Origin of the sequence: Anaerobium acetethylicum (assembly GCF_900096945.1) — a bacterium.
In the GTDB taxonomy this organism is placed as follows: Bacteria; Bacillota; Clostridia; order Lachnospirales; family Lachnospiraceae; genus Anaerobium; species Anaerobium acetethylicum.
This window is the reverse complement of record NZ_FMKA01000003.1, coordinates 91,440-116,831: the sequence shown is the minus strand read 5'-3', so window position 1 is coordinate 116,831 and position 25,392 is coordinate 91,440. Positions and strand designations below refer to the sequence as shown.

Below are 25,392 nucleotides of genomic sequence, written 5' to 3'. Positions count from 1 at the left end.
AACAGATCAGGATATAAAAGTATGGAATATGCAGGCTGAAGCCGAGGAAAAGGAAGAAGACATGGAAGAATTGAAAGAACGGTATATCCTGTCTCTTGAAAGAATTAAGGATATCATAACAGAGGAAAACGTCAGGGAGCCCTATAGGGATTATTTCAGGAGGACAGCATCCTTTATCATCATGGTAAATGAAACTGTCAGCCAGGGAAATGGAAACCATGCAGAGACACCGGACATGGAAACATTGCGCATGCAGAATGACAGGCTCTATGAGGATATCATAGGAGACAATTACGAATCAAGCTATGCCAATCCGGCTTATGCAGTAAAGATGCTGGGAAAGGAATACGGAAAGCTCCTGTCCTTCCTGTATGCGGAGATAAGGGGAATGATCGTGTATGCCTGCGAAGGAAGGCTCCATGATATTGTGATACATAACGAGCTCTTCATCGAAATCTATAACCTTTTCGAATATGAGGAGGAGAATACGGCTGAAGAGATCCAGAAGGCCATATACTGGTTCGTCAGCGATTACAGTGATGTGACGGTGGAGTACAGGGTGCGGGAGCAGCTTGACCCGACCCTTTCATTTGCAACGGACATCATCATGCATGCAGACCTGAATGACCTGAGATACCTGTATCGTTTCGGAGAATACATTTCTGAAAACGAGCTTAAGACGGCAGAGCATTTAAACAGCCTTCCCCAGGAAAAGATCGATGCAATGGCATTCACGTTCACGGAAGGATACAGGATCGGGTTTGTAAAAGGAAACAAGGATTTTTCGAAGAAGGAAATCGTAAACATACGCTATTCACTGGGATTCGAAAGGATCGTCAGGGCGGCAGTGATTCAGTTCGCAAAGCTGGGTCTGAAGCCCACAATATACAGGGCGGCAGTGAACACCATCAATAAGAAGCAGCACTACAAAATCGGATACTGCGGCACATCAGCCAATAAGCAGTATGACTATGACCACAAAGCAGACAATGCCATCTATCTGGACAAGGCGTTTGCTGAGAGGAAGCTCGGGGTCCTCAGGGTAGCCTATGAAAAATACAGGGATCTGGCAGGAAAATTTGCCGGACCGGCAGTCATGGAAATCTTCGGCGAGACTCCGTTTGTACCAAAAAACAAGGAAGAAGCATACACATTAAGCGAAAAGCAGCAGAAGATATCGGTAAACTATGACAGTGAAGCAGGGCAGATCGTGAATGAATATATCAAGGGCGAGGAGAGAAGCTTCACGATAATCGCCTATCCGGTTCCGGAAATCGGGGAAAATTTCAAGGAAATCTTTGACGAGGTCGTCAAGATCAATACACTTGACTACAATCTTTACGAGAACATACAGCAGACGATCATCGATGCCCTGGACCAGGGAGATTATGTGCATATCCGCGGAAAGGGAAGCAATCAGACTGATTTGAAGGTCCGCCTTTATAAGCTTGACGATCCAGAGAAGCAGACGAAATTTGAAAACTGCGTGGCAGATGTCAATATCCCTGTAGGGGAAGTGTTCACATCGCCACAACTGGAAGGAACAGAGGGAAGGCTCCATGTAAGCCAGGTATATCTGAATGAACTCAAATATACGGATCTGTTCGTCGATTTCAAGGATGGTATGGTTTCGGATTACGGATGCAGCAATTTCGATACGGAAGAGGAAAACAGGAAGTATATCAGGGAAAATGTCCTCTATCACCATGAAACCCTTCCCCTTGGCGAGTTCGCCATCGGCACAAACACCACAGCCTATGTGATGGCTGAAAAATACCAGATTGCAGACAAGATGCCGATCCTCATTGCTGAAAAGATGGGCCCTCACTTTGCGGTAGGAGATACCTGCTACAGCTGGGCAGAAGAAAACAAAGTCTGCAACCCTGACGGCAAGGAAATCGTGGCGAAGGACAATGAAGTTTCGATCTTGAGGAAAGAGGATGTAAGCAGGGCTTATGTGAACTGCCATACAGACATTACCATTCCATACAACGAATTAGGGGAGATTTCCGTGGTAAAATCGGACGGAACACGGATTACGATCATCCTTGACGGGCGTTTTGTGCTTGAAGGTACGGAAGAATTAAACAAACCTTTAAAAAATATGGTTGACTAGAGCTTCAAGACCTAGTAAAATTACTTATAAATGAAGAATGATTTAGTAATTCTACTAATAAGGAGATAGAAATGAGAAAGATAGGTATCATTGGCGGAGGCCAGCTGGGAAAAATGATGATTTTGGATGCCAAACGTCTTGATTATTATTTTGTAATTCTTGACCCGGCAGAGAAGTGCCCGGCACACAGCATAGCAGACGAACACATTGTTGCAGGGTTTGACGACAGGGAAGCCATTTTAGCAATGGCTGAAAAAGTCGACATTGTGACATATGAATTTGAACATATAAGCCTCAGGGCCCTTCAGGATCTGGAGCAGGCAGGGCACAAGGTCTATCCGTCGAGCGAGACCCTTTCCAGAATACAGAATAAGGCGGTGCAGAAGGAGTGGCTCAGCCAGTCCGGCATCCCGGTTCCGGCATTTGTCAGGACGGATTCCTACGAGGAGCTTGAAGCAGCCTGCGAGAGATTCGGATATCCTCTTATTTTGAAGACATGTACAGGCGGATATGATGGAAAAGGCAATGCAGTCATTATGGATCCGGATGGAATCAGCATAGCTTATGAAGCTTTAGGAGGCGGAAAACTCCCGCTTATGGCAGAGGAATGGGTTCCATTCGAAAAAGAGGTATCCATTCTGGCATGCAGAAGTACGAATGATGAAGTAGTTGTTTTTCCGGTTGCAGAAAACGTCCACAGGAACAGCATCCTGGACGAGACTACGGTACCGGCAGTCATAAGCGAAAGCAGCAGGCAGCAGGCCTTCGAGATTGCGAAAGACTGCATAAAGGCTACCGATGCATATGGAATGATATGCATCGAGCTTTTCGTGACAAAAGACGGAAGGGTGCTTGTAAATGAGCTGGCGCCGAGACCGCATAACTCAGGCCATTACACCATAGAAGGGTGCTATACCTCACAGTATGAACAGCACATCAGGGCAATCCTTGGACTTCCGCTTGGAAATCCGGACCTGGTCAGACCTGCGGCAATGAAGAATCTGATCGGGGACAGGAACGGAACCGTAGATCTTCAGGGGATTGCAGAGGCTTACAAATTTCCGAACGTAAAGATACATATCTACGGCAAGGAGACGGTTTCGAAGGGAAGAAAGATGGGCCATATAACGGCGACAGCAGAGAGCCCGGAGGAAGCACTGAGACAGGTGCGCAGAGCGTATGAGTGCATCCGTTTTTAGGGAACCCTTGAAAATCAGAACGTTAATATAACAGGAGGTAGGAGTATGAAACCAGTGATTGGCATTATTATGGGAAGCGACTCGGATCTGCCGGTGATGTCTAAGGCGGCAGAAATCCTTGATGAGCTTGAAGTCGGATATGAACTTACAATCGTATCGGCACACAGGACGCCGGACAAGCTGTACAATTATGCAAAAAGCGCAAGCGGGAGAGGCATAAAGGTAATAATAGCCGGTGCAGGGGGAGCGGCGCACCTGCCTGGAATGGTAGCCTCGATGACGGTTCTGCCCGTAGTCGGAGTGCCGGTACAGACAAAAGCACTAGGCGGTGTGGATTCGCTTTACTCAATCGTCCAGATGCCTCCTGGAATCCCGGTTGCAACGGTCGCAATAAACGGTGCGCTGAACGCCGGACTTCTGGCTGCAAAGATCGTGGCAGTGGGTGACGAATGCCTCAGCCAGAGAATTTATGATTACAGTAAATCCTTAGAAGCGATGGTTGAAAACAAAGCGTCTAAGTTGGAACATATAAAATACAAAGAATATCTGAAACAGATGTAGCTCCTGCAGCTATCCCGCCGGAGGGCGCATGGCTGCAGTTATCAAAACAAGTCAAGTGAAATTTCATCATTCTAGGAGGAAAATAGTATGGATTACAAAAAAGCAGGCGTAGATATTGAAGCAGGATATAAATCAGTCGAATTAATGAAGGAACACATCAAAAAGACAATGAGGCCGGAAGTGCTTACGAATATTGGCGGATTTTCAGGCGCATTTTCAATGGGAGCTTTCAAGAACATGGAAAAGCCTACCCTTGTTTCAGGAACTGACGGAGTTGGAACAAAGCTGAAACTGGCGTTCATTTTAGACAAGCATGACACGATCGGAATCGACTGCGTGGCAATGTGCGTGAACGATATCGCATGCGCCGGCGGAGAGCCTTTATTCTTCCTTGACTATATTGCATGCGGAAAGAACGAACCTGAAAAAATCGCGACAATCGTAAGCGGAGTTGCGGAAGGATGCTTCCAGTCAGGAGCTGCCCTGATCGGCGGAGAAACAGCAGAAATGCCTGGATTCTATCCGATAGAAGAATATGACCTTGCTGGCTTTGCAGTAGGTGTTGTAGATGAAAAAGACCTGATCACAGGAAAAGAATTAAAGGACGGAGACGTTTTAATCGGAATCGCTTCTTCAGGCGTGCACAGCAACGGATTCTCCCTTGTAAGGAAAGTATTCAGCATGAACAGGGAAGCCCTTGACACATACTATGATGCTCTCGGAAAGACCCTTGGAGAAGCCCTGATTGCACCTACAAAGATTTATGTGAAGGCATTAAGGTCTGTAAAGGAAGCCGGCGTTAAAATCAAAGCCTGCAGCCATATCACAGGCGGCGGATTCTATGAAAATATTCCGAGAATGCTTCCAGAAGGTATCAGGGCAGTCGTGAAAAAAGACAGCTATGAAGTTCCTGCAATCTTCAAGATGTTATCACAGGACGGGGATATTGCCGAAGAAATGATGTACAACACCTTCAATATGGGTGTCGGCATGGTAATCGCAGTTGATCCTGCCAATGTTGACGCGGCTTTAGCAGCCCTCAAATCAGTCGGAGAAGATGCATTCGTGATCGGACATGCTGAAAACGGCGAAACAGGAGTAACATTATGCTAAGAATTGCAGTCCTTGTCTCTGGCGGCGGAACAAACCTCCAGGCCATCATTGACAGCATTGAAAACAATAAAATCACCAATGCTTCCATTGAAGTCGTGGTGAGCAACAATAAGAATGCCCACGCCCTTGAACGGGCAAAAAAGCATGGGATAAAGGCCGAATGCATATCACCGAAGGATTTTCAGACCAGGGAGGAATTCAATGAAGCCCTCATAAAATCCATGGATGATAACAGGATAGACCTGATTGTCCTTGCGGGATTCCTGGTCGTGATTCCTGCAAAGATGATCGAAAAATACAGGAACAGGATCATAAACGTGCATCCTTCGCTGATTCCTTCCTTCTGCGGAACAGGCAACTACGGTCTGAAGGTCCATGAGGGCGTCCTCTCCAGAGGCGTCAAGGTGACGGGAGCGACTGTCCATTTTGTTGATGAAGGAACCGATACAGGCCCAATCATCCTGCAGAAGGCTGTCAGCGTTCTTGACGGCGACACCCCTGAAATCCTTCAGAGAAGAGTGATGGAAGAGGCTGAATGGGTCATCATGCCGGAAGCGATTGATCTGATTGCCAACGGCAGGGTTGCAATCGAAGGAAACAGGACGGTTATTAAACAGGCATAATGAAGTGAAACGTGATAATGTACGAGGAGGATTAAAATGAAGATATTAATCGTAGGCGGCGGCGGCAGGGAACATGCCATCGCATATAAAGTAGCCCAGAGCCCTAAGGCAGATAAGATTTACTGCGCACCGGGAAACGCAGGAATTGCGGAATACGCGGAATGCGTTGACATTGCGGCAACGGATATCCCGAACCTGGTTGAATTTGCAAAAAAAGAAGCGATCGACCTTACAATCATCGGAATGGATGATCCGTTGGTGGCTGGTATCGTGGATGCTTTCGAAGCGGAAGGACTCAGGGTATTCGGACCCAGAAAAAATGCGGCACTCCTTGAAGGATCAAAGGCATTTTCAAAGGACCTGATGAAGAAATACAACATTCCTACAGCAGCTTACGAAAATTTCGATACTCCTGAAGCAGCCCTTGCATACCTTGAAACTTCCAAATTTCCGATCGTCCTCAAAGCAGACGGACTTGCTCTCGGAAAAGGCGTGCTGATCTGCAATACCCTTGAAGAGGCAAAAGACGGGGTCAGATCCATCATGCTCGACAAGCAGTTCGGATCCGCAGGGAACCGCCTTGTTGTGGAAGAGTTCATGACTGGAAGGGAAGTTTCAGTGCTTTCGTTCTGTGATGGGGAAACGGTTAAAATCATGACCTCTGCCCAGGACCACAAGCGTGCGAAAGACGGAGACCAGGGCCTCAATACAGGCGGAATGGGAACATTTTCACCAAGCCCGTTCTATACTGACGAAGTGGATGAATTCTGTAAAAAGTACGTTTATCAGGCAACCATGGATGCCATGAAAGCGGAAGGAAGACCGTTTAAAGGAATTATTTTCTTCGGCCTCATGCTTACAACAGAGGGTCCTAAGGTTCTTGAATACAATGCAAGGTTCGGCGATCCGGAGACGCAGGTAGTCCTTCCAAGGATGAAAAACGATATCGTCGAAGTTTTTGAAGCATGCGTCGACGGCAAGCTGGGCGACATAGAGCTTGAATTTGAAGACAATGCTGCGGTATGCGTGGTTCTGGCATCTGCGGGATATCCGGAACATTATGAAAAGGGATTTGTAATCTCAGGCCTTGATGCGTTTAAGGACAAAGAAGGATACTACGTGTTCCATGCGGGTACGAAAAAGACAGAGGAAGGCATCATTACCAACGGAGGCCGTGTTCTCGGAGTTACAGCCAAGGGAGCGAACCTTGTGGAAGCAAGGGCAAATGCTTACGAAGCAGTAAAATGGATTGATTTTGATAACAAATATATGAGAACGGATATCGGCAAGGCAATAGACGAAGCCTAAACCGATTATGAATTTTCATCACCCTGAAGCAGCGGATTGCGCCAGGGGGATTGTGTGGATTATAAACGGCGGACTTTTTTTGTCTGGGAAAAATCGAGAACAAGGATTCTGAAGGCTTGCTGTCAGCAGCCCGCAGAATCCTTGTTTTTTATCCTATATGTCACTTAAGTATTTTGGGGATTTCAGTAATGGAAAAAATGATATAAAATAGAGACAGGAAGACAGGCAAAACAAGGTTACTGGTAACGGAGTGAACAGTAACAAAACAAGACGTGGGGAGGAGATATCTTGAGGCTTTTTATTGCAATTAACTTTGAGGATGAGATGAAGGGCAGCCTTTCCAGGACCATAGCGGAGCTGAAGCAACAGTCAGTGGAGGGGAGATTCCCAAAGGAAGAGCATATGCATCTGACTCTCGTCTTTTTAGGCGATGTACCTCCGGAACGGCTGGACGAGGTGAAGACGGTAATGGACGGAATATACAGGATTCCCATCAGCCTGGAAATTGCAGGGCTTGGCAAATTCATCAGAAGGGGCGAGGTACTGTACTGGTGCGGGGTGAAGGAAAACCAGGAGCTGCACAGGATGCAGGGAATTCTGGCATCAGGCCTCAGGGAAAAAGGGCTTCCGGCTGACGATAAGCCTTTCAGCCCCCATATTACCATGGGAAGAAAATGTGTCATGAAGAAAGGCTTTTCAGAAGAGGAATTCCAGAAAAAAATGCCGGCGATGCATATGCCTGTCAGGGCGATCAGCCTGATGAAATCGGAACAGGCAGGGGGAAAGCTGAAGCATACGGAGATATACAGGGTTGAACTTGAGAATCGGGACGAATGAAGAAAAACGCCTTGCGGACAGGAGGAAGATGCTATGTATGATTACATGAAAAAATATAAGGATTGGATTGCAGAAGAGGGACTGGATTCTGATCTGAGGAAAGAGCTGGAAACCCTCCGTGATGACGAAGGGGAAATCAAGGACAGGTTCTATCAGGACCTGGGCTTTGGAACTGCGGGGCTCAGAGGAAAGCTTGGAGCAGGCACAAACAGGATGAACCGGTACGTGGTAGGAAGGGCGACCAGGGCTTTGGGAAGGGTCATTCAGAAACACCGGAGCGAACTTGAGGGCGAAGGTGTTGCAATCGCCTATGACTGCCGGATCATGTCGCCGGAGTTTGCAGAGGAGTGCGCACTGATCCTGGCTGGGATGGGCATAAAGGCCTTTCTTTTCGAGTCATTGCGGCCAACCCCCGAACTGTCTTTTGCAGTGAGATATCTGAAATGTGCGGCAGGAATCAATATAACCGCAAGCCATAATCCTAAGATATACAACGGTTACAAGGTTTATTGGGAGAGCGGGGCACAGATAAAATCTGACATCGCAGACCAGATTCTGGAGGAGATTTCCCATATCGGCCTTTTTGAACAATTCAGCAATCCGACTATGGAGGATGCTGTCGCAAGCGGGCTGGTGGAAATAATCGGCGATGAAATAGACGAAGCATTTTACGAGAAGACCATGTCGGTATCCCTGAGGGATGAAGAGGTGGATAAAGACATAAAAATCATATATACGCCTTTTAACGGGGCTGGCAATATACCAGTCAGGACGGTGCTTAAGAGGATGGGATACGCGAATGTTTTTGTTGTCAGGGAGCAGGAGGAGCCGGACGGAACATTTCCGACAATCGATTATCCAAATCCGGAAGACCATGCGGCATTCGCACTGGCAGAGGAACTTGCACTCAGGGTTGGCGGCGACATCCTGATTGCGACCGATCCGGACTGCGACAGAGTGGCGGCAGAGATCGTGCATAAGGGCGAAATTGTGGCGCTGAACGGCAACCAGGTAGGTGTGCTGCTGATGCACTACATGCTGAGTTCCATGAAGGAAAAGAATCTCATTCCGGAAAAGGCGGCAGTCGTCAAATCCATAGTGACAAGCGAAATGGGAACTGCAATTGCAGAATCCTATGGAGTCAGAATGTTCAATGTCCTTACAGGATTCAAGAATATCTGCGCCCTTCCTAACGAATGGGACAAGACGAAGGAATGGAATTATATTTTCGGATATGAAGAAAGCATAGGATACAATATTGGCAGCTACCTGAGGGACAAGGACGGGGTGGCGTCGGTGCTCATGCTTTCCGAAGCTGCCGGCTATTATAAAAAGCAGGGGAAAACCCTCATCGATGCCATGGAGGATCTGTATGTCAGGTACGGCTATTATCTTGACAATACTGTTTCCCTGGTGCTTGAAGGCATAGAGGGGCAGGCCAGGATAAAGAGGATGATGGAGTCATACAGGAAGGGGTATCCGCTGCATATCGGAGATTCCAGCCTTGTTGAAGTCACGGACTACCGGAATTCTTCTGTGCTGGATGTGAAGACGGGCGAGACTACAGCATGTACCATTGAAAAGACTGATGCCGTCAGATTTTCATTTGACGACGGATGCTGGTATGCGCTCAGGCCTTCAGGGACGGAGCCGAAGATAAAGCTCTATGTCTATTCAAAGGCGGCTGCCAGGGAGAATGCGGAAAAGAAGGTTAAGGAAATAGAGAGAGAAGTGCTGGAGCTTCTCGACAGGATAGAATAGGAGACGGAAAGAAGTATGGAAATCAGAAATGTTTCAATTATAGGCCTTGGCGCCCTTGGCGTCATGTATGCCGATTTTTTTACAAACAGGCTTGGAAAAGAGAAAGTAAGGGTCCTTGCGGACAGGGACAGGATCAAGCGGTACAGCGAAAGCAGGATAACCTGCAACGGAAGGGAATGCGATTTCCAGTATGCGGATATTGCAGACCCCATGGAGCCGGCCGACCTGCTTATATTCGCAGTCAAATACGGAGGGCTTCAGCAGGCCATTCGGGGTGCGGCACCTGCCGTAGGCGAAAACACCCTGATTCTGTCGGTGCTGAACGGAGTAAGCAGCGAGGAGGACCTGATCGAGGCTTTCGGTGAGGACAAGGTGGTTTTCTGCGTCGCGCAGAAGATGGATGCCCTGAAAGATGGAAGCAGCGTCACATACGCGCATCTGGGAGAACTTGCCGTGGGAGAGCTGGACGGGAGAAGGAGCGAAAGGCTCAGGCGCCTTACGGATTTCTTTGATCAGGCAGAGTTTCCATATGAGCTGCCAGATGACATGAAAAAGCATGAGTGGGGCAAGCTCTTATGCAATACGGGCCTGAACCAGACACTTATGGTGTACGAGGGAACCTTCGAATTGGTTCAGAAGGAAGGCGAAGCAAGGGAGCTGATGAAAGGGGCAATGCGGGAGGTTGTAGCAGTTGCAAACTCCCTGGGGATTGAGCTTGGTGAAGCAGACATCGACCACTGGCTGGAGATCATAAACGGACTGAACCCCAAAGGGGAGCCCTCCATGAGGCAGGACGCCAGGGCACGCCGCAAATCGGAAGTCGAGCTGTTCGGAGGAACCATATGCAGGCTTGGAAGAGAGAATAACGTACCGACGCCGGTGAATGACTTCCTTTATGGGAGAATTCTTGAGATTGAGGCATCCTATTGACGCGGAAGCTGTTTTGGCTATCATGAAAAATCATCCTCGTTTTTCTTGCAATGATGGTGTATAATCTTATTGTTTGGGCGTTGATATGACGCCTTCGGACTAAAAAATATACAGGAGGCAGTAAAAATGTACATCATATTTCTGGCGATAAGTTTTTTTGCATCGGTAATCGGAGCGATCTGCGGCATTGGCGGAGGCGTCATCATCAAGCCGGTCCTTGACGCAACCGGGGTGATGGGAGTCAGCTCCATCAGCTTCCTGTCGGGATGCACGGTTCTTTCCATGTCTTTGATTTCCGTGTTCAGGAACAGGAAAAACGTAGGAGAAAGTGCAGTTGACTTTAAGACTGCGACCCCAATGGCAATCGGAGCAGCCATAGGAGGAGTTGCAGGCAAGGAGATTTTCCAGTATGCATACGTTCTGCTTCCGGATGAAAATAAAGTCGGCGCGATACAGGCGGCAGTGCTGGTCCTGATTACGGCAGGAACACTTATTTATGTATTGAGGTCGGCAACAATCAGGACCCGTCATGTCAGGAACGCTGCGGCATGTGCGATAATCGGCCTTCTGCTGGGACTGATTTCGGCATTCCTTGGAATTGGCGGAGGCCCGATCAACCTTGTCGTTCTGGCTTATTTCTTTTCCATGGAAACTAAAATGGCTGCAGCCTGCTCTCTCTACATCATCATGTTCTCCCAGCTTACGAGCTTTGCGAGCACCCTGATAGGCGGAAAGGTTCCGGAGTTTGAAGTCCTAATCCTCGTACTGATGGTATTTGGCGGAGTTGCAGGAGGAATGGCAGGCGGAAAGATCAATAAGAAGATTTCTTCAGAGCATGTGAACAAGCTGTTCATCGGCCTTATGATTGTGATCATCCTGATCAACATATACAATGTGATAAAGTTTTTGGGATAATCCGGAACTACGTCTTTCACGGTGTAAATCTCACAGGACATAGCGTACCAAACAAGAGTGTTTTAATTTCATAGGAGAAAATTTCCCATGAGATAAAGAAGGAGCTGCCTCAGGCAGCTCCTTCAATTTATGCGATGGCATCGTCCATTCGCGTCTTTATAGATTCAGGTCATTCGATTGCGATATATTTCTTCTCTTCGGCAATAGCGGCAGTTTCCTTTTTCGGTATTGTAAGATTCAGGATGCCATCCTTATAGGAAGCTTTGATATCTTCTTCCTTGACGTCGGGGCCGACATAGTATGAACGGCGGCAGCTGCCGGTAAAACGTTCGCGGCGTATGTAGTTCCCTTTTTCATCCTTTTCATCCTTTTTCTCGTCCTTCGTTGCTGAAACATTGAGATATCCGTTTCTTAATTCAGCTTTGATATCTTCTTTTGCATAGCCCGGAAGATTGATGTCAATGATATAATTATCATTCTCTTCCTTGATATCGGTAAGCATGGACAGGTTGCGGTCTACGTCTGTAAAAAACGGATCCTTGAAGACGTCGTCAAATAAGTCGAGACCGAAACGGCTTCTTTTAGGTAACAATAACATAATGATTCCTCCTTTGAGATTACGGGTATGGCAGTACAAAACAAAGAATTCTGTTCAGGCTGCCATGCTCAAAACATGGAAATTACGGGTTCCTGCGAACCTGGCCCCGGGCAGGAGCCTGTATCTGTTACATGTATATTTTATTCCTTACGGCCTGTTATGTCAACGGGTACATCGCTCAGCATGTTACTGATCACTCCATGAATAGTAACGCCTCAGGAGCGCTGTAGAAGCGGAGTCGGGATAGCGGATTGCCCGTTTGGGGAAATCCTGTTATAATGTATATCATATTGGGCAAAATTTCTGATTGAAAATCGAGCAGGAGGTTTCTGTATTGTTTAAAGAAGTACCAAATGGAAAAAACGATGAACAGCGCCGATTCATCTGGCGGATCGCTTTTATTGTTATATTTGTGGCAGGGATGACGCTGGCCGTATCTCTCATGTTCATCAGAGACTGTGGCCAGGTGAAAAACGGAATCCTGGATCTGACGGATTCTGGATTTGAAGCTGATGATATCATCAGGCTCGACGGATTCTGGGAATTCTACTGGGACAGCCTTTATATGCCATCGGACTTTGCTGATGAAAATATGCGGCTGCCCGATTCCTACATGAAGGTGCCGGCATCCTGGAGCGATGGCTGGGCTGCGGATCAAACATATCCGGAAAAAGGTGTGGCGACGTACCGCATGGTGCTCAAATATCCCAGGGAATTGAAAGATCCTGCTGTCAGCATGAAAATCGTATCTGCCTCCTACAGGCTCTTTGCAGACGGTCAGCTGGTAGCAGAGGTCGGGACGGTCTCCGATGATCTGGCAAAATACCAGGGTGACTGCCGGCATGTCCTGGCAGTATTGCCGGAAAATGATGGAGAGACTGAGCTTGTCCTGCAGGTTGCGAATCTGAGCTATGTCAGGGGAGGAATCAGGGAAAGTGCTGAATTTGGATCCAGGGAAGCTTTGGAGAACAGCAGGAATGGAAAAATGACGGCGCAGTTAATCTTCATCGGATTCATTTTCGGCTTTGGCATCTTCAATCTGATCGTATTTTCATTGGACAGGAAAGCATTCAGGTCCCTGGTCTTCGGGCTTTTGTGCTTCACGGTGGCAATACGCGGAACAGTATGGGGCGTCATTCCCATCCAGCTGGTATTTCTGGATTTTCCTGTTAAGGCAGGACTCTTTATCAATTATCTGACCTTATACAATCAGACTTTTCTGATGCTTGTTTTTGTCATGTTCATGTTCAACCGGGACTTCAATATGAAAATCAGGCCTTTCCTGCTTCTGCCGATGCTGTTCTTCGAATTGCTTCTGTTTGCCCCTTCAGGGATCAGGCCATCATTCAACAGCCTTTATTATATATATCTGCTGTTCATGATGAGCGTGATGTTCGGAATACTCACGAAGGCCATTATAAGAAAAAGAGAATATGCCATATTGTTCATGGTGGTTGTGGGGATCTTCAACCTGACGATCATTCTGGATTTTATGGTATATCTGGGATTATCCGCAGGTACTGCAACAGATCTCTTCCTTTATGGAAACGTCATCGTTGCTTTTGCAGTGTCATACATCCAGGCCAAACAGAAGTCTGAATTTCAGAAGTATCTGAAGCTCTACTATGACAAGTCCGTTGAAATGGACAGGCTTAAGGAAAAGATCCAGGCTACAGAAATGGCTTTCCTGCAGGCCCAGATTAAGCCTCACTTCTTATACAATGCTCTGGACGCGATCGCAAATGCCTGTGAAAAGGATGGAAAAAAAGGCAGCGAACTGATTCTGGATCTGGCAGTATATCTGAGAGGAAGCTTTGAATTCAACAATATGGATAAGACCCAGACACTGGAAAAGGAAATTGAATTTATCGATACCTACTTCAATATAGAAAAGGAAAGGTTCGGGGAAAAGATCAGACTTGTGAAGGAGATAGAGGTTCCGCTTGGCGTTCATGTGCCGATACTGGTGCTCCAGCCGATTGTTGAGAATGCAGTACGACACGGGATTTCTAAAAAAATCAGTGGCGGAACCGTTTGGATAACAATCAGAGAGGCGGACAGCAGGATCTTGATTGAAATCTGCGATGATGGCATGGGAATTGACGAAGAAAAACGGGAATCCCTTCTTGATGACGGTGGAGCCGATCAGAGAGTGGGTCTTATCAACATACACCACAGACTTTTAAAGCTTTACGGAAGGGGTCTGGAAATCACAGGGAGGCCGGGAGGCGGAACCTGTGTCAGAATAGCATTACCAAAGGGAGGTTCAAAAAATGATACTGATAGCGGCAGTCGACGATGAAAGGCACGTTCTTGAACGTTTTGAAAGAATGGTTTCGGAAATCGAGGGAGTAAAGCTTTGCGGCCTTTTTGAAACCGGGGAGGAGCTTATCGAGTATATGAAGTGCAATCCCCTTGATGCCGTTTTTCTTGATATAGAAATGCCGGGAGGCAATGGCATGGAGCTGGCAGTCAGGATCCAGGACCTGAACAGGAATATCGAGATTATCTTTATTACGGCATATGGCCAGTATGCCGTTGAAGCATTTGACATCAACGCTCTTGACTATATTCTGAAACCTTTAAAAAAGGAAAGGCTTGAAAAATCCATCGAGAGGATTATGGATTCGGCAAAAGAACATGAGAAAGAGGAGAATCCGGGAAAACCTTACATCAAGTGTTTTGGCGATTTTGAAGTCATCGTGGATGGAGAGGTGCTGACCTGGAAAAATTCAAAGGCAAGGGAGATACTTGCATTCCTTGTGTATAAAAAGGGGGTCCCTGTCAGCTGGGAAAAGATAGCTGATGCAGTATGGCCGGAATATGACAGCGAAAAGGCACAGTCCAATTTTCATGCAAATACTTATCTCCTGCGCAAGAGGCTCTCGGAAGCGGGAATAGCCGGAATCCTGGAAAATGCAAGAGGAAATTACAGGATAGTAGCAGACAAGATCTATTGTGATGCATACCAGCTTGAAGAACGGCTCAGGACCGGACATATGAAAAGGAAAGAGGATATGGAGCTCCTGGATCTGTTCCGGAACAGGGGATATATGGAAGCTGAGGGGTATGAGTGGGCCTATCAGAAATCTGCCGAGCTACATGAACTGGTCTCCAGACTTGACCTTTAGCAGCAATTATGTTCTGTTGAAAGGGTGCGAATGTCAAAACAGATGGTTTGGCCCTGAACAGGCGAAATACTATTTGGCAATAAGAGCAAAACAGATTATAATAGGATAATGTCTGAAAAATGAAAAGCAAACGGAGGTAATATAGATGTATGACAGCATTGTGATAGGTGCCGGTATTGGAGGCTCCGTAATTGCCAGAGAACTGGCAGAAAGAGGAAAAGAGAAGGTACTGGTCATTGAAAAGAAGGACCATATAGGCGGAAACTGCTATGATGAAAACGACGAATACGGAATCCTGATCCATAAATACGGACCGCATATTTTTCATACAAATAACGAAAGGGTATTCGAATACCTGTCGAGATATACAGAATGGTATGAATTCGGACATAAAGTGGTTGCCGATGTAAAGGGCCAGCTGATTCCCGTACCGTTCAATCTGAACACCCTGCATATGGTATATGACCAGGAGACTGCTGACCGTCTTGAAAAGAAGCTGGTTGAGGCCTACGGAATGGAATCAAGGGTTCCGATTCTTGAGCTTATGAACCATGAAGATAAGGACATACAGTCGATTGCGGACTATGTATACAAAAATATCTTTTTGGAGTACACAATGAAGCAGTGGGGACAGAAGCCAGAGGAAATAGATCCTTCAGTTACTGGCAGGGTTCCGGTGCTGATCTCCTATGATGACCGCTATTTCCAGGACAGGTATCAGGGCGTTCCGAAAGAGGGCTTTACTCCTATGTTCGACAAGATGCTGGATCATCCTGGAATCGACCTGGTCCTTAAAAAGGATGCAGGTGAACTGATTGAAATCAGGGACGGCCATATCTTCTATCTTGGAGAAGAGTTTAAGGGCAAAGTAATATATACCGGCCCGATCGATGAACTGTTCGGATGCAGGTTCGGACGTCAGCCTTACCGATCCCTCGATTTCGTTTTTGAAAACCACAAAACAGACGACTATCAGGGACACAGCGTTATCAACTATACAGTGAGCGAGGATTATACAAGGATAACGGAGTTCAAACATCTGACAGGGCAGACGCTGCCGGGTTCCACAACAATCGTCAAAGAATACCCGATGTCTTACAGCGGAGCCGAGGGGCAGATTCCCTATTATGCAATCATAAATGAGGAGAACCTTGCCCTTTACGAAAAATATAAGAATCTCACGGAGAATCTGGAAAAGTTCTATCTTTTAGGCAGGCTTGCCGAATACAAATACTATAATATCGATGCGATGGCAGACAGGGCTTTAACCCTTGCAGACAGCATGATAGGCTAGGAGGATCTGGAATGAAACTATTATCAATAGGAATACCATGTTACAATTCGGAAAATTATATGCGGAAATGTATCGAATCGCTGCTTCCGGGCGGCGAGGATGTGGAGATCATAGTGGTCAATGACGGGTCGTCAGATGGCACAGCAGCCATTGCGGACGAATATGCCCAAAAATACCCGACAATCGTAAAGGCTGTGCACCAGGAGAACGGCGGACACGGCGAAGCTGTAAATGCGGGCCTCAGGAATGCCACAGGCCTCTATTATAAGGTAGTGGACAGTGATGACTGGGTAAATGAAGAGGCATACATGGAAGTGCTTAAGACGCTGAAGGAGCTTCTGGGAGGAAGCCAGTCTCTGGACATGCTGATCTGCAATTTCGTATACGAAAAACAGGGAGCAAGACATAAAAAGGTCATGAGCTATAAAACCGCACTGCCCCAGGGGGAAATCTTTACCTGGAAGGATATCCGGTTCTTCCTGAAAGGCCAGTATATACTGATGCATTCCGTCATATACCGGACGAAGCTCCTGAAGGATTGCGGCCTGGAACTGCCGAAGCACACCTTCTACGTTGACAATATATTTGTCTACTATCCGCTGCCTTATGTCAAGACCATGTATTATCTGAACGTAAACTTTTACAGATATTTCATTGGAAGGGAAGACCAGTCTGTAAATGAAGAAGTGATGAAGAGGCGGGTTGACCAGCAGATACGTGTTACGAAGCTGATGATCGATTCCTTTGATATGAAAAAGATAGCCGACAATAAGCTGCGCAATTACATGATCAGCTATCTCGACATCATGATGACCGTATCTTCAATTATACTGATACGTTCAGGCACAGACGAAGATTTTGAAAAGAAGCAGGAGCTTTGGAGATACCTGAAGAAGAAAGATTTTGCTCTTTTTTATAAGATCAGGTGCGGACTTCTGGGAAGGACAATGAATATCCCGGGAAAAGGCGGAAGAAAGGTTTCTGTTGCTGCCTATAAGCTGACAAGAAAATTCTACGGATTCAATTAGAAACAAAAAAAGCTGTGCCCTCCTTACGGGAGGGGCACAGCTTTTTTAAAATTTATAGGATTAGCATCTCAAAAGCCCTCTGTAACGTTCGGCTTCGTCAATTTGCACATCCGCCACCTGTCACGCAGTGATACAAAACATGATTCAATGAGCAGCTTTATGAAGACGTTGGCACTTGGGCCGCGTATTCTGCGGCCCTACGTACCACTACGTCTTCATCTAAGCGAGAGCGCGCTGCGAATGAACATGTTTTGCATCACGTCCGCATTCACGAAACCTGTGCAAATTGACGAATACAATTTTGTAAATGGGCTTTTGACACTATATCGTATTGTGTTCGGGCTGTTCGCCAGACTCGGGTTTGAAACTTTTTGCTTTGATTTTTGAAATGACATACTCTGTCCGGTAAATCAGAGGATACAATACGGCAATCAGACCCAGGGCTGTAAAGACATCAAATATGGAGTGCTGTTTCAGGAATACAGTTGAACATACTATGGAGACCGTAAGGATCAAAGCGCCTGCCTGAACCCATTTTTTCATCTTCAGTTTTTCACTGTTTGCGATTGCGATGCAGGAAGCGACGGAGTTGAAAACATGTATACTTGGGAAAAGGTTTGTCGACGTGTCGGTAGCATAGAGTTTTTTGACTGCCATAGTGAAGATGTTTTCCTCTGCAAAGTAAGCAGGCCTCAAATTATGGCCGTTCGGATATACAGTTGAGATGATCAGGAAGATGGTCATTCCTGTAAACAAGAACAGGCACAGCTTTTTAAATTCTTTTACATCCGTGAAAAAGAAGTAGAGCACTGTTAAACCTATATATAGGAACCAGAGCATATAGGGAACAATGAAGATCTCATTAAATGGTATATAGTCATCCAGCTTCATGTGTATGACATGATACTCTGACACGACTGTCTTCTCAAGATACATGAACCATGGTATATAGATGAAAGCATATAGGAACAGAATCCCATGCTTGTATTTGCATATTAAAGATTTAAACATTCATACCACCCTCCAGACATAGACATGCCATACATAATTACTTAGCCGATTATATCATAGTAAATAATTGATAACAATATTCTATAATCTTTTTCACAAAAAAAACTTTTTTTTTATAAAAAAATCATGGAATTTATATAAAAGCCTAAGCTCGAAATCCTTCGAATATCAATGAATCAAACCTGCCGATGCAGCGCGCACAGGCCTCTTCGGAATTGACAGTCCAGGCCATTGTGGCTGCCCGGAAAAGGTATTTGTTCAGAAGGAAGCTGAGGTTCCCGGCATCCTGGTACCTGTAGGAAATGAAGTCGGGACGGGTTATGAAATTTGTCAGAAGATGCTTGACAAGAAAATACTGAAAGAACTTTCCTTTCGAAGGGGAGCTCGTAAGGTTTGCAGACAGCTGGCCCCTTATAATGTCAGGCCTGTTTCTTTTGTACCACCTGACTGCAAGGATGTTGAAGGATTCTATGCAGTATGGTCCTTTATAGTTCATAAGCGCTTCGTTCAGCAGGATGCAGGTACGTGTGCTTGCAACCTTCAGCTTGATTTCGATCAGCAGCGGCACTTTTCCATCCACGAGTTCCAGCACTTCTGTGAGCAGGGGGATCCGGTTTCCGGTCTCCAGAAGCTCCAGTTCGGACAGCTCCTGATAGGTTTTACTGCGAACCCTGGCATCTGTTTTGCACATGCGGCTGAGTGTGCTATCGTGGAACACCACGATTTTTCCATCCTTTGTAATCTGGACGTCAAGCTCAATTCCGTAGCCGGACTGGACGGCAGCGGCAAAGGCAGGCAGAGAATTTTCTGGAATACCATTCTCATGATCGAACAGCCCTCTGTGAGCATAGCAGCGGTTGCAGAAAGAGGCCGTTTCTTTCCGCCTTGGAATCCGTGGAGCAATCAGAAAAAGATACGCAGCGATGAAGGTGACGGCGAATATGATACAGAAATCAAAAACAGTACTGCCGGTGAATATCCTGTTTGTGAGAATACTGAAAAATTTAAACATTTTATAATGCCTTTCTGTGTCGTTGGAATGCCCCCATTGGGGGGAAGGAATATTGCTGCTGAACAGGTAACTATTCAGGAATGTGTCCTTCATAGTCACAGGGGTTCTGAACAGCTACCTGAAAAGATACTTATATTCTAACAGTTTGTGGTGCAGTTAACAAGGCTGCTTTCGCTTTAAAACTGGTCTGCCAGACAGAAATGAGGTAAAAAATGGCAAAAATGGGAATAAACAAAAAAGCATACTTGACTTAAAAACCATATATGATAAAATAAAACAAGATATTTGTTTTACTTAAAATGCAATGGGAAAGGCCGGGTGCGGTTAGGATGTATAAAAAAATGGATCTCAGTGATAAGAAAGAACTGGTTCTGACAGCAAAGGCGCTGGCATCAGAGACCAGAATAGACATTCTGAAGCTGCTTTGTGAAGAGCAGCTGAATGTAAATGAAATTGCAGAAAGGCTTAAGATTCCGGCATCCTCTGCAGCCGTCAATATCAAAGTGCTGGAAGAGGGAGGGCTGATCAGGACGGAGCTTCAGCCTGGCATCAGGGGCTCGATGAAGGTATGCTATAAAAACATGGATGAATGCAATATTTCCGTCAGCCTGCCCAAGAATGATCTGGATAAAACAGAGATTATCAATATGCCGATAGGAAACTATGTGGATTACCTTGTGACGCCAACTTGCGGAATGGTAAGCGAGAACGGGCCAATTGATGAAGAGGACCAGCCCAGGTGCTTTTACAATCCGGACAGGACGAAAGCCAAGCTGATCTGGTTCCGGACAGGCTATGTGGAATACAGATTCCCGAATGCGGGCATGCAGGGGAAAATCGTCAAATCCATCGAAATATCAGCTGAATTGTGCTCGGAAGCGGCAGATTATGACCTCAACTGCAAATCAGACATTACCATGTGGATCAACGGAAGAGATGCGGGAACATGGACATCGCCTTCGGATTTCGGCGGCAGAAGGGGCAAGCTGAATCCAGACTGGTGGCCCGATAAGAACAGCCAGTACGGCATGCTCAAGAAATGGCGGCTGGATCAGACCGGTACGTATATTGATGGAGAAAAATTCCGCAGCATGACGATTGAAGATTACCATCTTGCGAAAAACCCCTTCATATCTGTCAGGATCGGAGTCAGGGAAGATGCCGTCTACAGGGGAGGGATCAACATTTTCGGAAAAAATTTCGGGGATTATCCGCAGGATATCAGGCTTGAAATTCAATACATGTAGATGAAAGGACGAAATGGTTTGATTCAGCTATTTCTGCTCATCGCAAAGCGTGTTGTTGACCGCAGAGTGAACAGTAATGAATTGCATGGCCAGATGTATAAAAACATGCTTTACAAATGACAGCAAAGTGATATAATGTAGAAATGAATATGAAATATGTTTTAAAACATAAAAAATAGTTTAAAACTTTACAGAGAATGAAGGAGAAGGGCTGTCTTATGAAAAAACAATTATTGGAAAAATTTACTGAAATCTTCGGAGAAGGCGGAGACATCAGAGCGTATTTTGCACCGGGAAGAGTGAATCTGATCGGAGAACATACGGATTACAATGGAGGCCATGTGTTTCCATGCGCACTCACAATTGGAACCTATGCAATCGCAAGGAAAAGGGATGACAGGGAATTAAGGTTCTATTCGCTGAATTTTGAAAAGCTGGGTGTCATCGAAACAAGCCTTGACGGACTTGCTTATAACAGGAATGCCGACTGGACGAACTATCCGAAAGGAGTCATGTGGGCTTTCGGGGAAAAAGGATATCAGATTCCGGTTGGAATGGACATCCTGCTTTTTGGAAATATTCCAAATGGCTCAGGCCTCTCATCCTCAGCTTCAGTTGAAGTTGTAACCGGCGTAGTCCTTAAGGATCTGTTCGGCTTTGATGTGAACATGATAGAGATCGCACTGATCGGGCAGTTCTCTGAAAATAAGTTCAATGGCGTAAATTGTGGAATCATGGACCAGTTCGCAATAGCAATGGGCAAGAAGGACCATGCCATTTTCCTTGATACTGCCGACCTGTCCTATGAGTATGCTCCAATCGTGCTGAAAGACGCAAAGATTGTAATTGCCTCCAGCAACAAGAAGAGGGGATTAGGGGATTCCAAATATAACGAGCGCAGAACCGAATGCGAAACAGCGCTTGCAGAAATCCAGAAGGTAAAAGATATAAAGGCTCTGGGAGAGCTCACAGAGGAAGAGTTTGAAGAGGTGAAGGGCGCAATTCAGAGTCCGGTACGCCAGAAGCGCGCAAAACATGCTGTTTATGAAAACCAGCGCACAATCAAGGCTGTAGAGGCTTTGAAAGCAAATAATATCCAGCTGTTCGGGGAACTCATGAACGCTTCCCATGTTTCCCTCAGGGACGATTATGAAGTTACCGGTATCGAACTGGATACGCTTGTAGAAGCGGCATGGAAACAGGAAGGCGTAATCGGATCAAGAATGACAGGAGCTGGATTTGGCGGATGTACGGTCAGCATAGTGAAGAACGGAAATGTAGAGGACTTCATAAAAGAAGTTGGTAAAGAATATGCAGAGAAAATTGGATACTATGCTGATTTTTATGTCGTTGAAGTGGGCGAAGGCGCCGGAAGAATTTAGAGGAGAAGGAAATCAGAATGATAAACAGCAGCATAAAGAAGTTAGTACAGTACGGCCTTCAGACAGGGCTGATCGGAAAAGAAGAAGAGTTCTATACAACAAACCTTTTACTTGATATCTTCAGACAGGATGATTATGAAGATGACAAGAAGGAATATACGGACATAGATCTGGAAGCAGTTCTCGGAGAACTTCTTGACTACGCCTTTGAAAACGGACTGATGGAAGAGAACGGCCCGGTCTACAGGGATCTTTTCGATACAAGAGTCATGAACTGTCTTGTACCAAGACCGGCAGAGGTGATCAGAAAATTCAACGAGCAGTATGCAGTCTCACCAGAGGCTGCCACGGAATTCTTCTATAAATTCAGTCAGGACACAGACTACATCAGAAGATACCGCATCAAGAAAGACCTTAAATGGGCAGTAGACAGCGAATATGGGAAGATCGATATCACAATCAATCTTTCAAAACCGGAAAAGGATCCAAAAGCGATTGCAGCGGCAAAACATGCAAAGCAGAGCGGATATCCAAAATGCCTGCTCTGCATGGAAAACGAGGGATATGCAGGAAGAATCAACCATCCGGCACGAGAGAACCACAGGATCATCCCCGTCACCATCAACGAGTCCCAGTGGGGCTTCCAGTACTCGCCATACGTTTACTATAACGAGCACTGCATCGTGTTCAACGGGCAGCATGTCCCGATGAAGATCGACAGGTCTGCAATGGTAAAGCTTTTTGATTTCATCAAGCTGTTCCCGCATTATTTTGTCGGTTCCAATGCGGATCTTCCAATCGTAGGAGGCTCGATTTTAAGCCACGACCATTTCCAGGGCGGAAACTACCAGTTTGCAATGGCTGATGCCAAAATGGAAAAAACATACATAATCAGCGGCTTCGAGGATGTAGAGGCCGGCATTGTGAAATGGCCTCTTTCTGTGATCAGGATAAGGTGCAGGGATGAAAAGCGCCTTATTGATCTTGGTGACTATATTCTTGGAAAATGGAGGGCATATACGGACGAAGAGGCATTCGTGCACGCATTCACGGGAGATGAGCCTCATAATACGATAACCCCTATAGCAAGGAAAAACGGGGAGTTCTACGAGCTCGACCTTACCTTAAGGAATAATATCACGACAGAGGAGCATCCTATGGGCGTCTACCATCCGCACGAGGAACTCCATCACATTAAAAAAGAAAACATCGGACTGATAGAAGTCATGGGTCTTGCAGTGCTTCCGGCAAGGCTTAAGGATGAAATGGAGGTCCTTTCGGAATATATCCTTTCCGGAAAGGATATCCGCTCAAACGAAATGATAGAAAAGCATGCGGAATGGGTGGACTCCTTCCTTCCGAAGTATGAAGAAGTGACGCCTGAAAAGGTGGAAGGAATACTGCAGCAGGAAATCGGAATCGTATTCACAAAGGTTCTTGAAGATGCCGGAGTCTACAAATGCAATGAAGAGGGAAGGGCTGCCTTCGAGCGCTTCGTGCTGTCGCTTTAGGCAGGATATCAGACGGCGAAGCTGCCTGAAAAATGGTTACAAGATGATAGAAAATGTGTTTTTATAATCAGAGATGAGTGATATAATATACCTATGCAGACCCGCGGTGGCATGCATAGGTATTTTTTGTTTCATACGAAAGTTCATCGTATGAGATAAAGCGCTCCGCGTGGGGGGAGTTTAAGTGGCGAAGCCGCTTTGTCTTCTTGGAGAAAGGGGAATCGATATGAAGAGGACTATCATAACAATTGCAAGGCAGTATGGATGCGGCGGAAGTGAAATTGGAAAAAGGCTGGCAGAAGAATTCGGCATTGATTTTTATGACCGGGAGATTTTGAAGATAGTCGCTGACGAAAGCGGCGTTAAGGAAAGTTATTTCCATCTGGCGGACGAGAAAGTTGCAAGCAGCCTGCTTTATAAGATTGTTAGCGGATTGACTCCGAAATCGGCAGCCCCTCTGTCAGAAGGGGGCCCTCTGGGTGATGAAAATCTCTTTAAAATACAGTCCGAAGTAATCAGGAATCTGGCTGAGAAGAGCTCTTTTGTAATTGTAGGGCGTCTGGCGGAATATGTCCTTAAGGACAGGAGCAATGTGGTGAGCGTATACCTCCATGCCGATGAAGAATTCCGGATCAGGAGAATGTCGGAGATAAACGCCATGGACGAAACAGAGACAGTCAAACTGCTTAAAAAGCGAGACAGGGAAAGGGCAGAGTACTGCAGGCATTATACAGGCAGAAACTGGGGCGATGCGAATTATTATACGCTGGCAATCGATACAGGCAGGGTAGGGATCAATCAAACGGTGGAGATTATCAGGAAACTGGCTGAAAGCATGGAAGCGGACGGATAAAGCGTCTGATCCCAAAGGGATTTTTTATCTCATAGGAGAATTCGTCCTATGAGATAAAAAACGCTCCGCATGGAAGCGCACTCGCACGATAAGAATTGTGTCGCAAAAGCGACCGCGCCTGGCGCGAGAGTCTGCCAAGGCAGACTCTTTGTTATGCCAAATAGAATGAAAGTGATGGAGAAGCAGGAAAATGAAGATATATGATTTGTCAAAAGGTCTGCTTTCGACGAAAGCATATCCGGGAGATCCGGAGCCTGAAGTGGAAAAGGTCTGCAAAATTGAGAATGGGGACGGGTGCAACCTGTCGCGTCTGTCTATGGGATCCCATAACGGTACCCATATGGATGCCCCGTCTCACTTCTATGAAAAAGGAAGGACAGTGGACAGGATCGATCTGGAGAAATGCATCGGAATATGCAGGGTCGTATCCGTCAACGGGCAGTTTGACGAGAAAGAAGCCGTGACGGCCATTCGGCCGGGAGACAGAAGGCTGCTCATAAAAGGAGATGTGATGATCATGCCGGGAGGGGCGAAGGAGCTCTGCAGGCAGGGGATCGTTCTTTTGGGAGTCGAAGGAATGACGGTCGGGAATGGGGAAACCCAGGCGGAAATCCATTTTGAACTGTTAGGCAGTGAAGTTGTGATCCTCGAAAATCTCGATCTGCAGGAGGTTCCGGATGGAGAATATTTTCTGGCAGCCCTCCCGTTAAAAATTGAGGGATGCGATGGTTCTCCGTGCCGGCCCGTGCTCATAAGCGGGAATCCGTTTTCGGAAGAAGGCCAGTGAAGGACGTAGTCCTGAATAGTTACTGGTCCTGAATAGTTACGCCTGTAATTCAAGGCATTCTCAGATGAAAAGAATTAGCCTGTGCTGCAGTCTGCCCGGTTTTGCGTGGTTTCCGGAGGGATTGCGGCAGAGGCTGTTTTCAGGCTATTTGTGCATCAGATCAATATTTTTCGAG

General features: G+C 46.3%; 22 protein-coding genes. 19 read left to right on the top strand and 3 right to left on the bottom strand.

Translation table 11 applies throughout. The features are described 5' to 3' along the window. Positions 1-61: 61 nt before the first annotated feature. The 10 genes from BJR36_RS04725 to BJR36_RS04680 all read left to right on the top strand — a co-directional run bounded on the left by BJR36_RS04725 (position 62) and on the right by BJR36_RS04680 (position 11,363). Positions 62-2,116: an aminopeptidase gene (locus BJR36_RS04725; RefSeq protein WP_091231142.1), complete on the top strand. Its 2,055-nt coding sequence runs from the start codon at positions 62-64 to the stop codon at positions 2,114-2,116. Positions 2,117-2,187: 71 nt separating this feature from the next. Continuing rightward, positions 2,188-3,315 (top strand): 5-(carboxyamino)imidazole ribonucleotide synthase, encoded by a 1,128-nt coding sequence (gene purK, locus BJR36_RS04720; protein ID WP_091230836.1) that lies wholly within the window; start codon positions 2,188-2,190, stop codon positions 3,313-3,315. Positions 3,316-3,360: 45 nt separating this feature from the next. After that, on the top strand, positions 3,361-3,876 hold the full coding sequence (gene purE, locus BJR36_RS04715) for a 5-(carboxyamino)imidazole ribonucleotide mutase (protein ID WP_091230834.1): 516 nt from the start codon (positions 3,361-3,363) through the stop codon (positions 3,874-3,876). An 87-nt stretch (positions 3,877-3,963) separates the two neighbouring features. Beyond that, entirely contained in the window at positions 3,964-4,989 is a 1,026-nt protein-coding gene (gene purM / locus BJR36_RS04710; RefSeq protein WP_091230831.1) for a phosphoribosylformylglycinamidine cyclo-ligase, read from the top strand. Continuing rightward, positions 4,983-5,612, top strand: coding sequence for a phosphoribosylglycinamide formyltransferase (gene purN / locus BJR36_RS04705; protein WP_091230827.1), 630 nt, complete (start codon positions 4,983-4,985; stop codon positions 5,610-5,612). Before purM ends, purN begins: the two co-directional genes overlap by 7 nt. A 36-nt stretch (positions 5,613-5,648) precedes the next feature. Further along, positions 5,649-6,920 (top strand): phosphoribosylamine--glycine ligase, encoded by a 1,272-nt coding sequence (gene purD, locus BJR36_RS04700; protein ID WP_091230825.1) that lies wholly within the window; start codon positions 5,649-5,651, stop codon positions 6,918-6,920. Between the two features lie 288 nt (positions 6,921-7,208). Continuing rightward, a complete protein-coding gene (gene thpR / locus BJR36_RS04695; RefSeq protein WP_091230822.1) occupies positions 7,209-7,757 on the top strand; it encodes an RNA 2',3'-cyclic phosphodiesterase in 549 nt (182 codons plus the stop codon). Between the two features lie 33 nt (positions 7,758-7,790). Continuing rightward, complete coding sequence (locus BJR36_RS04690; protein ID WP_091230819.1) at positions 7,791-9,518, top strand: phospho-sugar mutase; 1,728 nt, start codon at positions 7,791-7,793, stop codon at positions 9,516-9,518. 15 nt (positions 9,519-9,533) lie between these two features. Then, entirely contained in the window at positions 9,534-10,448 is a 915-nt protein-coding gene (locus BJR36_RS04685) for a ketopantoate reductase family protein (RefSeq protein WP_091230816.1), read from the top strand. Between the two features lie 126 nt (positions 10,449-10,574). After that, on the top strand, positions 10,575-11,363 hold the full coding sequence (locus BJR36_RS04680; protein WP_091230814.1) for a sulfite exporter TauE/SafE family protein: 789 nt from the start codon (positions 10,575-10,577) through the stop codon (positions 11,361-11,363). 169 nt (positions 11,364-11,532) lie between these two features. On the opposite strand, the gene BJR36_RS04675 is transcribed toward BJR36_RS04680, so the two are convergent. After that, positions 11,533-11,961, bottom strand: coding sequence for an Hsp20/alpha crystallin family protein (locus BJR36_RS04675; protein WP_091230811.1), 429 nt, complete (start codon positions 11,959-11,961; stop codon positions 11,533-11,535). A 334-nt stretch (positions 11,962-12,295) separates the two neighbouring features. On the opposite strand from BJR36_RS04675, the gene BJR36_RS04670 reads away from it, so the two are divergent. The 4 genes from BJR36_RS04670 (at position 12,296) to BJR36_RS04655 (ending at position 17,414) form a co-directional block, all read left to right on the top strand. Beyond that, the gene (locus BJR36_RS04670; RefSeq protein WP_091230809.1) at positions 12,296-14,263 is read left to right on the top strand and encodes a sensor histidine kinase; all 1,968 of its coding nucleotides are present in this window, start codon (positions 12,296-12,298) and stop codon (positions 14,261-14,263) included. Beyond that, entirely contained in the window at positions 14,235-15,092 is an 858-nt protein-coding gene (locus BJR36_RS04665) for a response regulator (RefSeq protein WP_091230807.1), read from the top strand. The genes BJR36_RS04670 and BJR36_RS04665 overlap by 29 nt, the downstream gene beginning before the upstream one ends. A gap of 145 nt (positions 15,093-15,237) precedes the next feature. Then, on the top strand, positions 15,238-16,386 hold the full coding sequence (gene glf, locus BJR36_RS04660; RefSeq protein WP_091230805.1) for a UDP-galactopyranose mutase: 1,149 nt from the start codon (positions 15,238-15,240) through the stop codon (positions 16,384-16,386). An 11-nt stretch (positions 16,387-16,397) separates the two neighbouring features. Further along, the gene (locus tag BJR36_RS04655; protein ID WP_091230804.1) at positions 16,398-17,414 is read left to right on the top strand and encodes a glycosyltransferase family 2 protein; all 1,017 of its coding nucleotides are present in this window, start codon (positions 16,398-16,400) and stop codon (positions 17,412-17,414) included. A 321-nt stretch (positions 17,415-17,735) separates the two neighbouring features. Here the strand turns inward: BJR36_RS04655 and BJR36_RS04650 are convergent, their stop codons facing one another. Both BJR36_RS04650 and BJR36_RS04645 read right to left on the bottom strand, forming a co-directional pair. Next, positions 17,736-18,425 carry a phosphatase PAP2 family protein gene (locus tag BJR36_RS04650; RefSeq protein ID WP_091230802.1) on the bottom strand — a complete coding sequence of 230 codons (690 nt, stop codon included), beginning with the start codon at positions 18,423-18,425 and terminating at the stop codon, positions 17,736-17,738. 145 nt (positions 18,426-18,570) lie between these two features. After that, positions 18,571-19,437, bottom strand: a complete 867-nt coding sequence (locus tag BJR36_RS04645; protein WP_091231139.1) for a glycerophosphodiester phosphodiesterase family protein — start codon at positions 19,435-19,437, stop codon at positions 18,571-18,573. Positions 19,438-19,778: 341 nt separating this feature from the next. Between BJR36_RS04645 and BJR36_RS04640 the strand changes: the two genes are divergently transcribed. From BJR36_RS04640 to BJR36_RS04620, 5 genes are all read left to right on the top strand, one after another. Then, positions 19,779-20,684, top strand: coding sequence for an ArsR/SmtB family transcription factor (locus BJR36_RS04640; RefSeq protein ID WP_242875457.1), 906 nt, complete (start codon positions 19,779-19,781; stop codon positions 20,682-20,684). Positions 20,685-20,902: 218 nt separating this feature from the next. Further along, complete coding sequence (locus BJR36_RS04635) at positions 20,903-22,066, top strand: galactokinase (RefSeq protein WP_091230800.1); 1,164 nt, start codon at positions 20,903-20,905, stop codon at positions 22,064-22,066. A gap of 17 nt (positions 22,067-22,083) precedes the next feature. Next, entirely contained in the window at positions 22,084-23,577 is a 1,494-nt protein-coding gene (galT, locus tag BJR36_RS04630) for a UDP-glucose--hexose-1-phosphate uridylyltransferase (RefSeq protein ID WP_091230798.1), read from the top strand. Between the two features lie 184 nt (positions 23,578-23,761). Then, positions 23,762-24,430, top strand: a complete 669-nt coding sequence (locus BJR36_RS04625) for a cytidylate kinase-like family protein (protein WP_242875456.1) — start codon at positions 23,762-23,764, stop codon at positions 24,428-24,430. A 190-nt stretch (positions 24,431-24,620) separates the two neighbouring features. Next, on the top strand, positions 24,621-25,217 hold the full coding sequence (locus tag BJR36_RS04620; RefSeq protein WP_091230797.1) for a cyclase family protein: 597 nt from the start codon (positions 24,621-24,623) through the stop codon (positions 25,215-25,217). Positions 25,218-25,392: the final 175 nt, after the last annotated feature.

Excerpts from the sequence above, each read along its gene's own strand:
- BJR36_RS04725 (WP_091231142.1), top strand. The coding sequence starts at position 62 with ATGGAAGAATTGAAAGAACGGTATATCCTGTCTCTTGAAAGAATTAAG.
- purK (WP_091230836.1), top strand. The coding sequence starts at position 2,188 with ATGAGAAAGATAGGTATCATTGGCGGAGGCCAGCTGGGAAAAATGATG.
- purE (WP_091230834.1), top strand. The coding sequence starts at position 3,361 with ATGAAACCAGTGATTGGCATTATTATGGGAAGCGACTCGGATCTGCCG.
- purM (WP_091230831.1), top strand. The coding sequence starts at position 3,964 with ATGGATTACAAAAAAGCAGGCGTAGATATTGAAGCAGGATATAAATCA.
- purN (WP_091230827.1), top strand. The coding sequence starts at position 4,983 with ATGCTAAGAATTGCAGTCCTTGTCTCTGGCGGCGGAACAAACCTCCAG.
- purD (WP_091230825.1), top strand. The coding sequence starts at position 5,649 with ATGAAGATATTAATCGTAGGCGGCGGCGGCAGGGAACATGCCATCGCA.
- BJR36_RS04690 (WP_091230819.1), top strand. The coding sequence starts at position 7,791 with ATGTATGATTACATGAAAAAATATAAGGATTGGATTGCAGAAGAGGGA.
- BJR36_RS04685 (WP_091230816.1), top strand. The coding sequence starts at position 9,534 with ATGGAAATCAGAAATGTTTCAATTATAGGCCTTGGCGCCCTTGGCGTC.
- BJR36_RS04680 (WP_091230814.1), top strand. The coding sequence starts at position 10,575 with ATGTACATCATATTTCTGGCGATAAGTTTTTTTGCATCGGTAATCGGA.
- BJR36_RS04675 (WP_091230811.1), bottom strand. The coding sequence starts at position 11,961 with ATGTTATTGTTACCTAAAAGAAGCCGTTTCGGTCTCGACTTATTTGAC.
- BJR36_RS04665 (WP_091230807.1), top strand. The coding sequence starts at position 14,235 with ATGATACTGATAGCGGCAGTCGACGATGAAAGGCACGTTCTTGAACGT.
- glf (WP_091230805.1), top strand. The coding sequence starts at position 15,238 with ATGTATGACAGCATTGTGATAGGTGCCGGTATTGGAGGCTCCGTAATT.
- BJR36_RS04655 (WP_091230804.1), top strand. The coding sequence starts at position 16,398 with ATGAAACTATTATCAATAGGAATACCATGTTACAATTCGGAAAATTAT.
- BJR36_RS04650 (WP_091230802.1), bottom strand. The coding sequence starts at position 18,425 with ATGTTTAAATCTTTAATATGCAAATACAAGCATGGGATTCTGTTCCTA.
- BJR36_RS04645 (WP_091231139.1), bottom strand. The coding sequence starts at position 19,437 with ATGTTTAAATTTTTCAGTATTCTCACAAACAGGATATTCACCGGCAGT.
- BJR36_RS04640 (WP_242875457.1), top strand. The coding sequence starts at position 19,779 with ATGGATCTCAGTGATAAGAAAGAACTGGTTCTGACAGCAAAGGCGCTG.
- BJR36_RS04635 (WP_091230800.1), top strand. The coding sequence starts at position 20,903 with ATGAAAAAACAATTATTGGAAAAATTTACTGAAATCTTCGGAGAAGGC.
- galT (WP_091230798.1), top strand. The coding sequence starts at position 22,084 with ATGATAAACAGCAGCATAAAGAAGTTAGTACAGTACGGCCTTCAGACA.
- BJR36_RS04620 (WP_091230797.1), top strand. The coding sequence starts at position 24,621 with ATGAAGATATATGATTTGTCAAAAGGTCTGCTTTCGACGAAAGCATAT.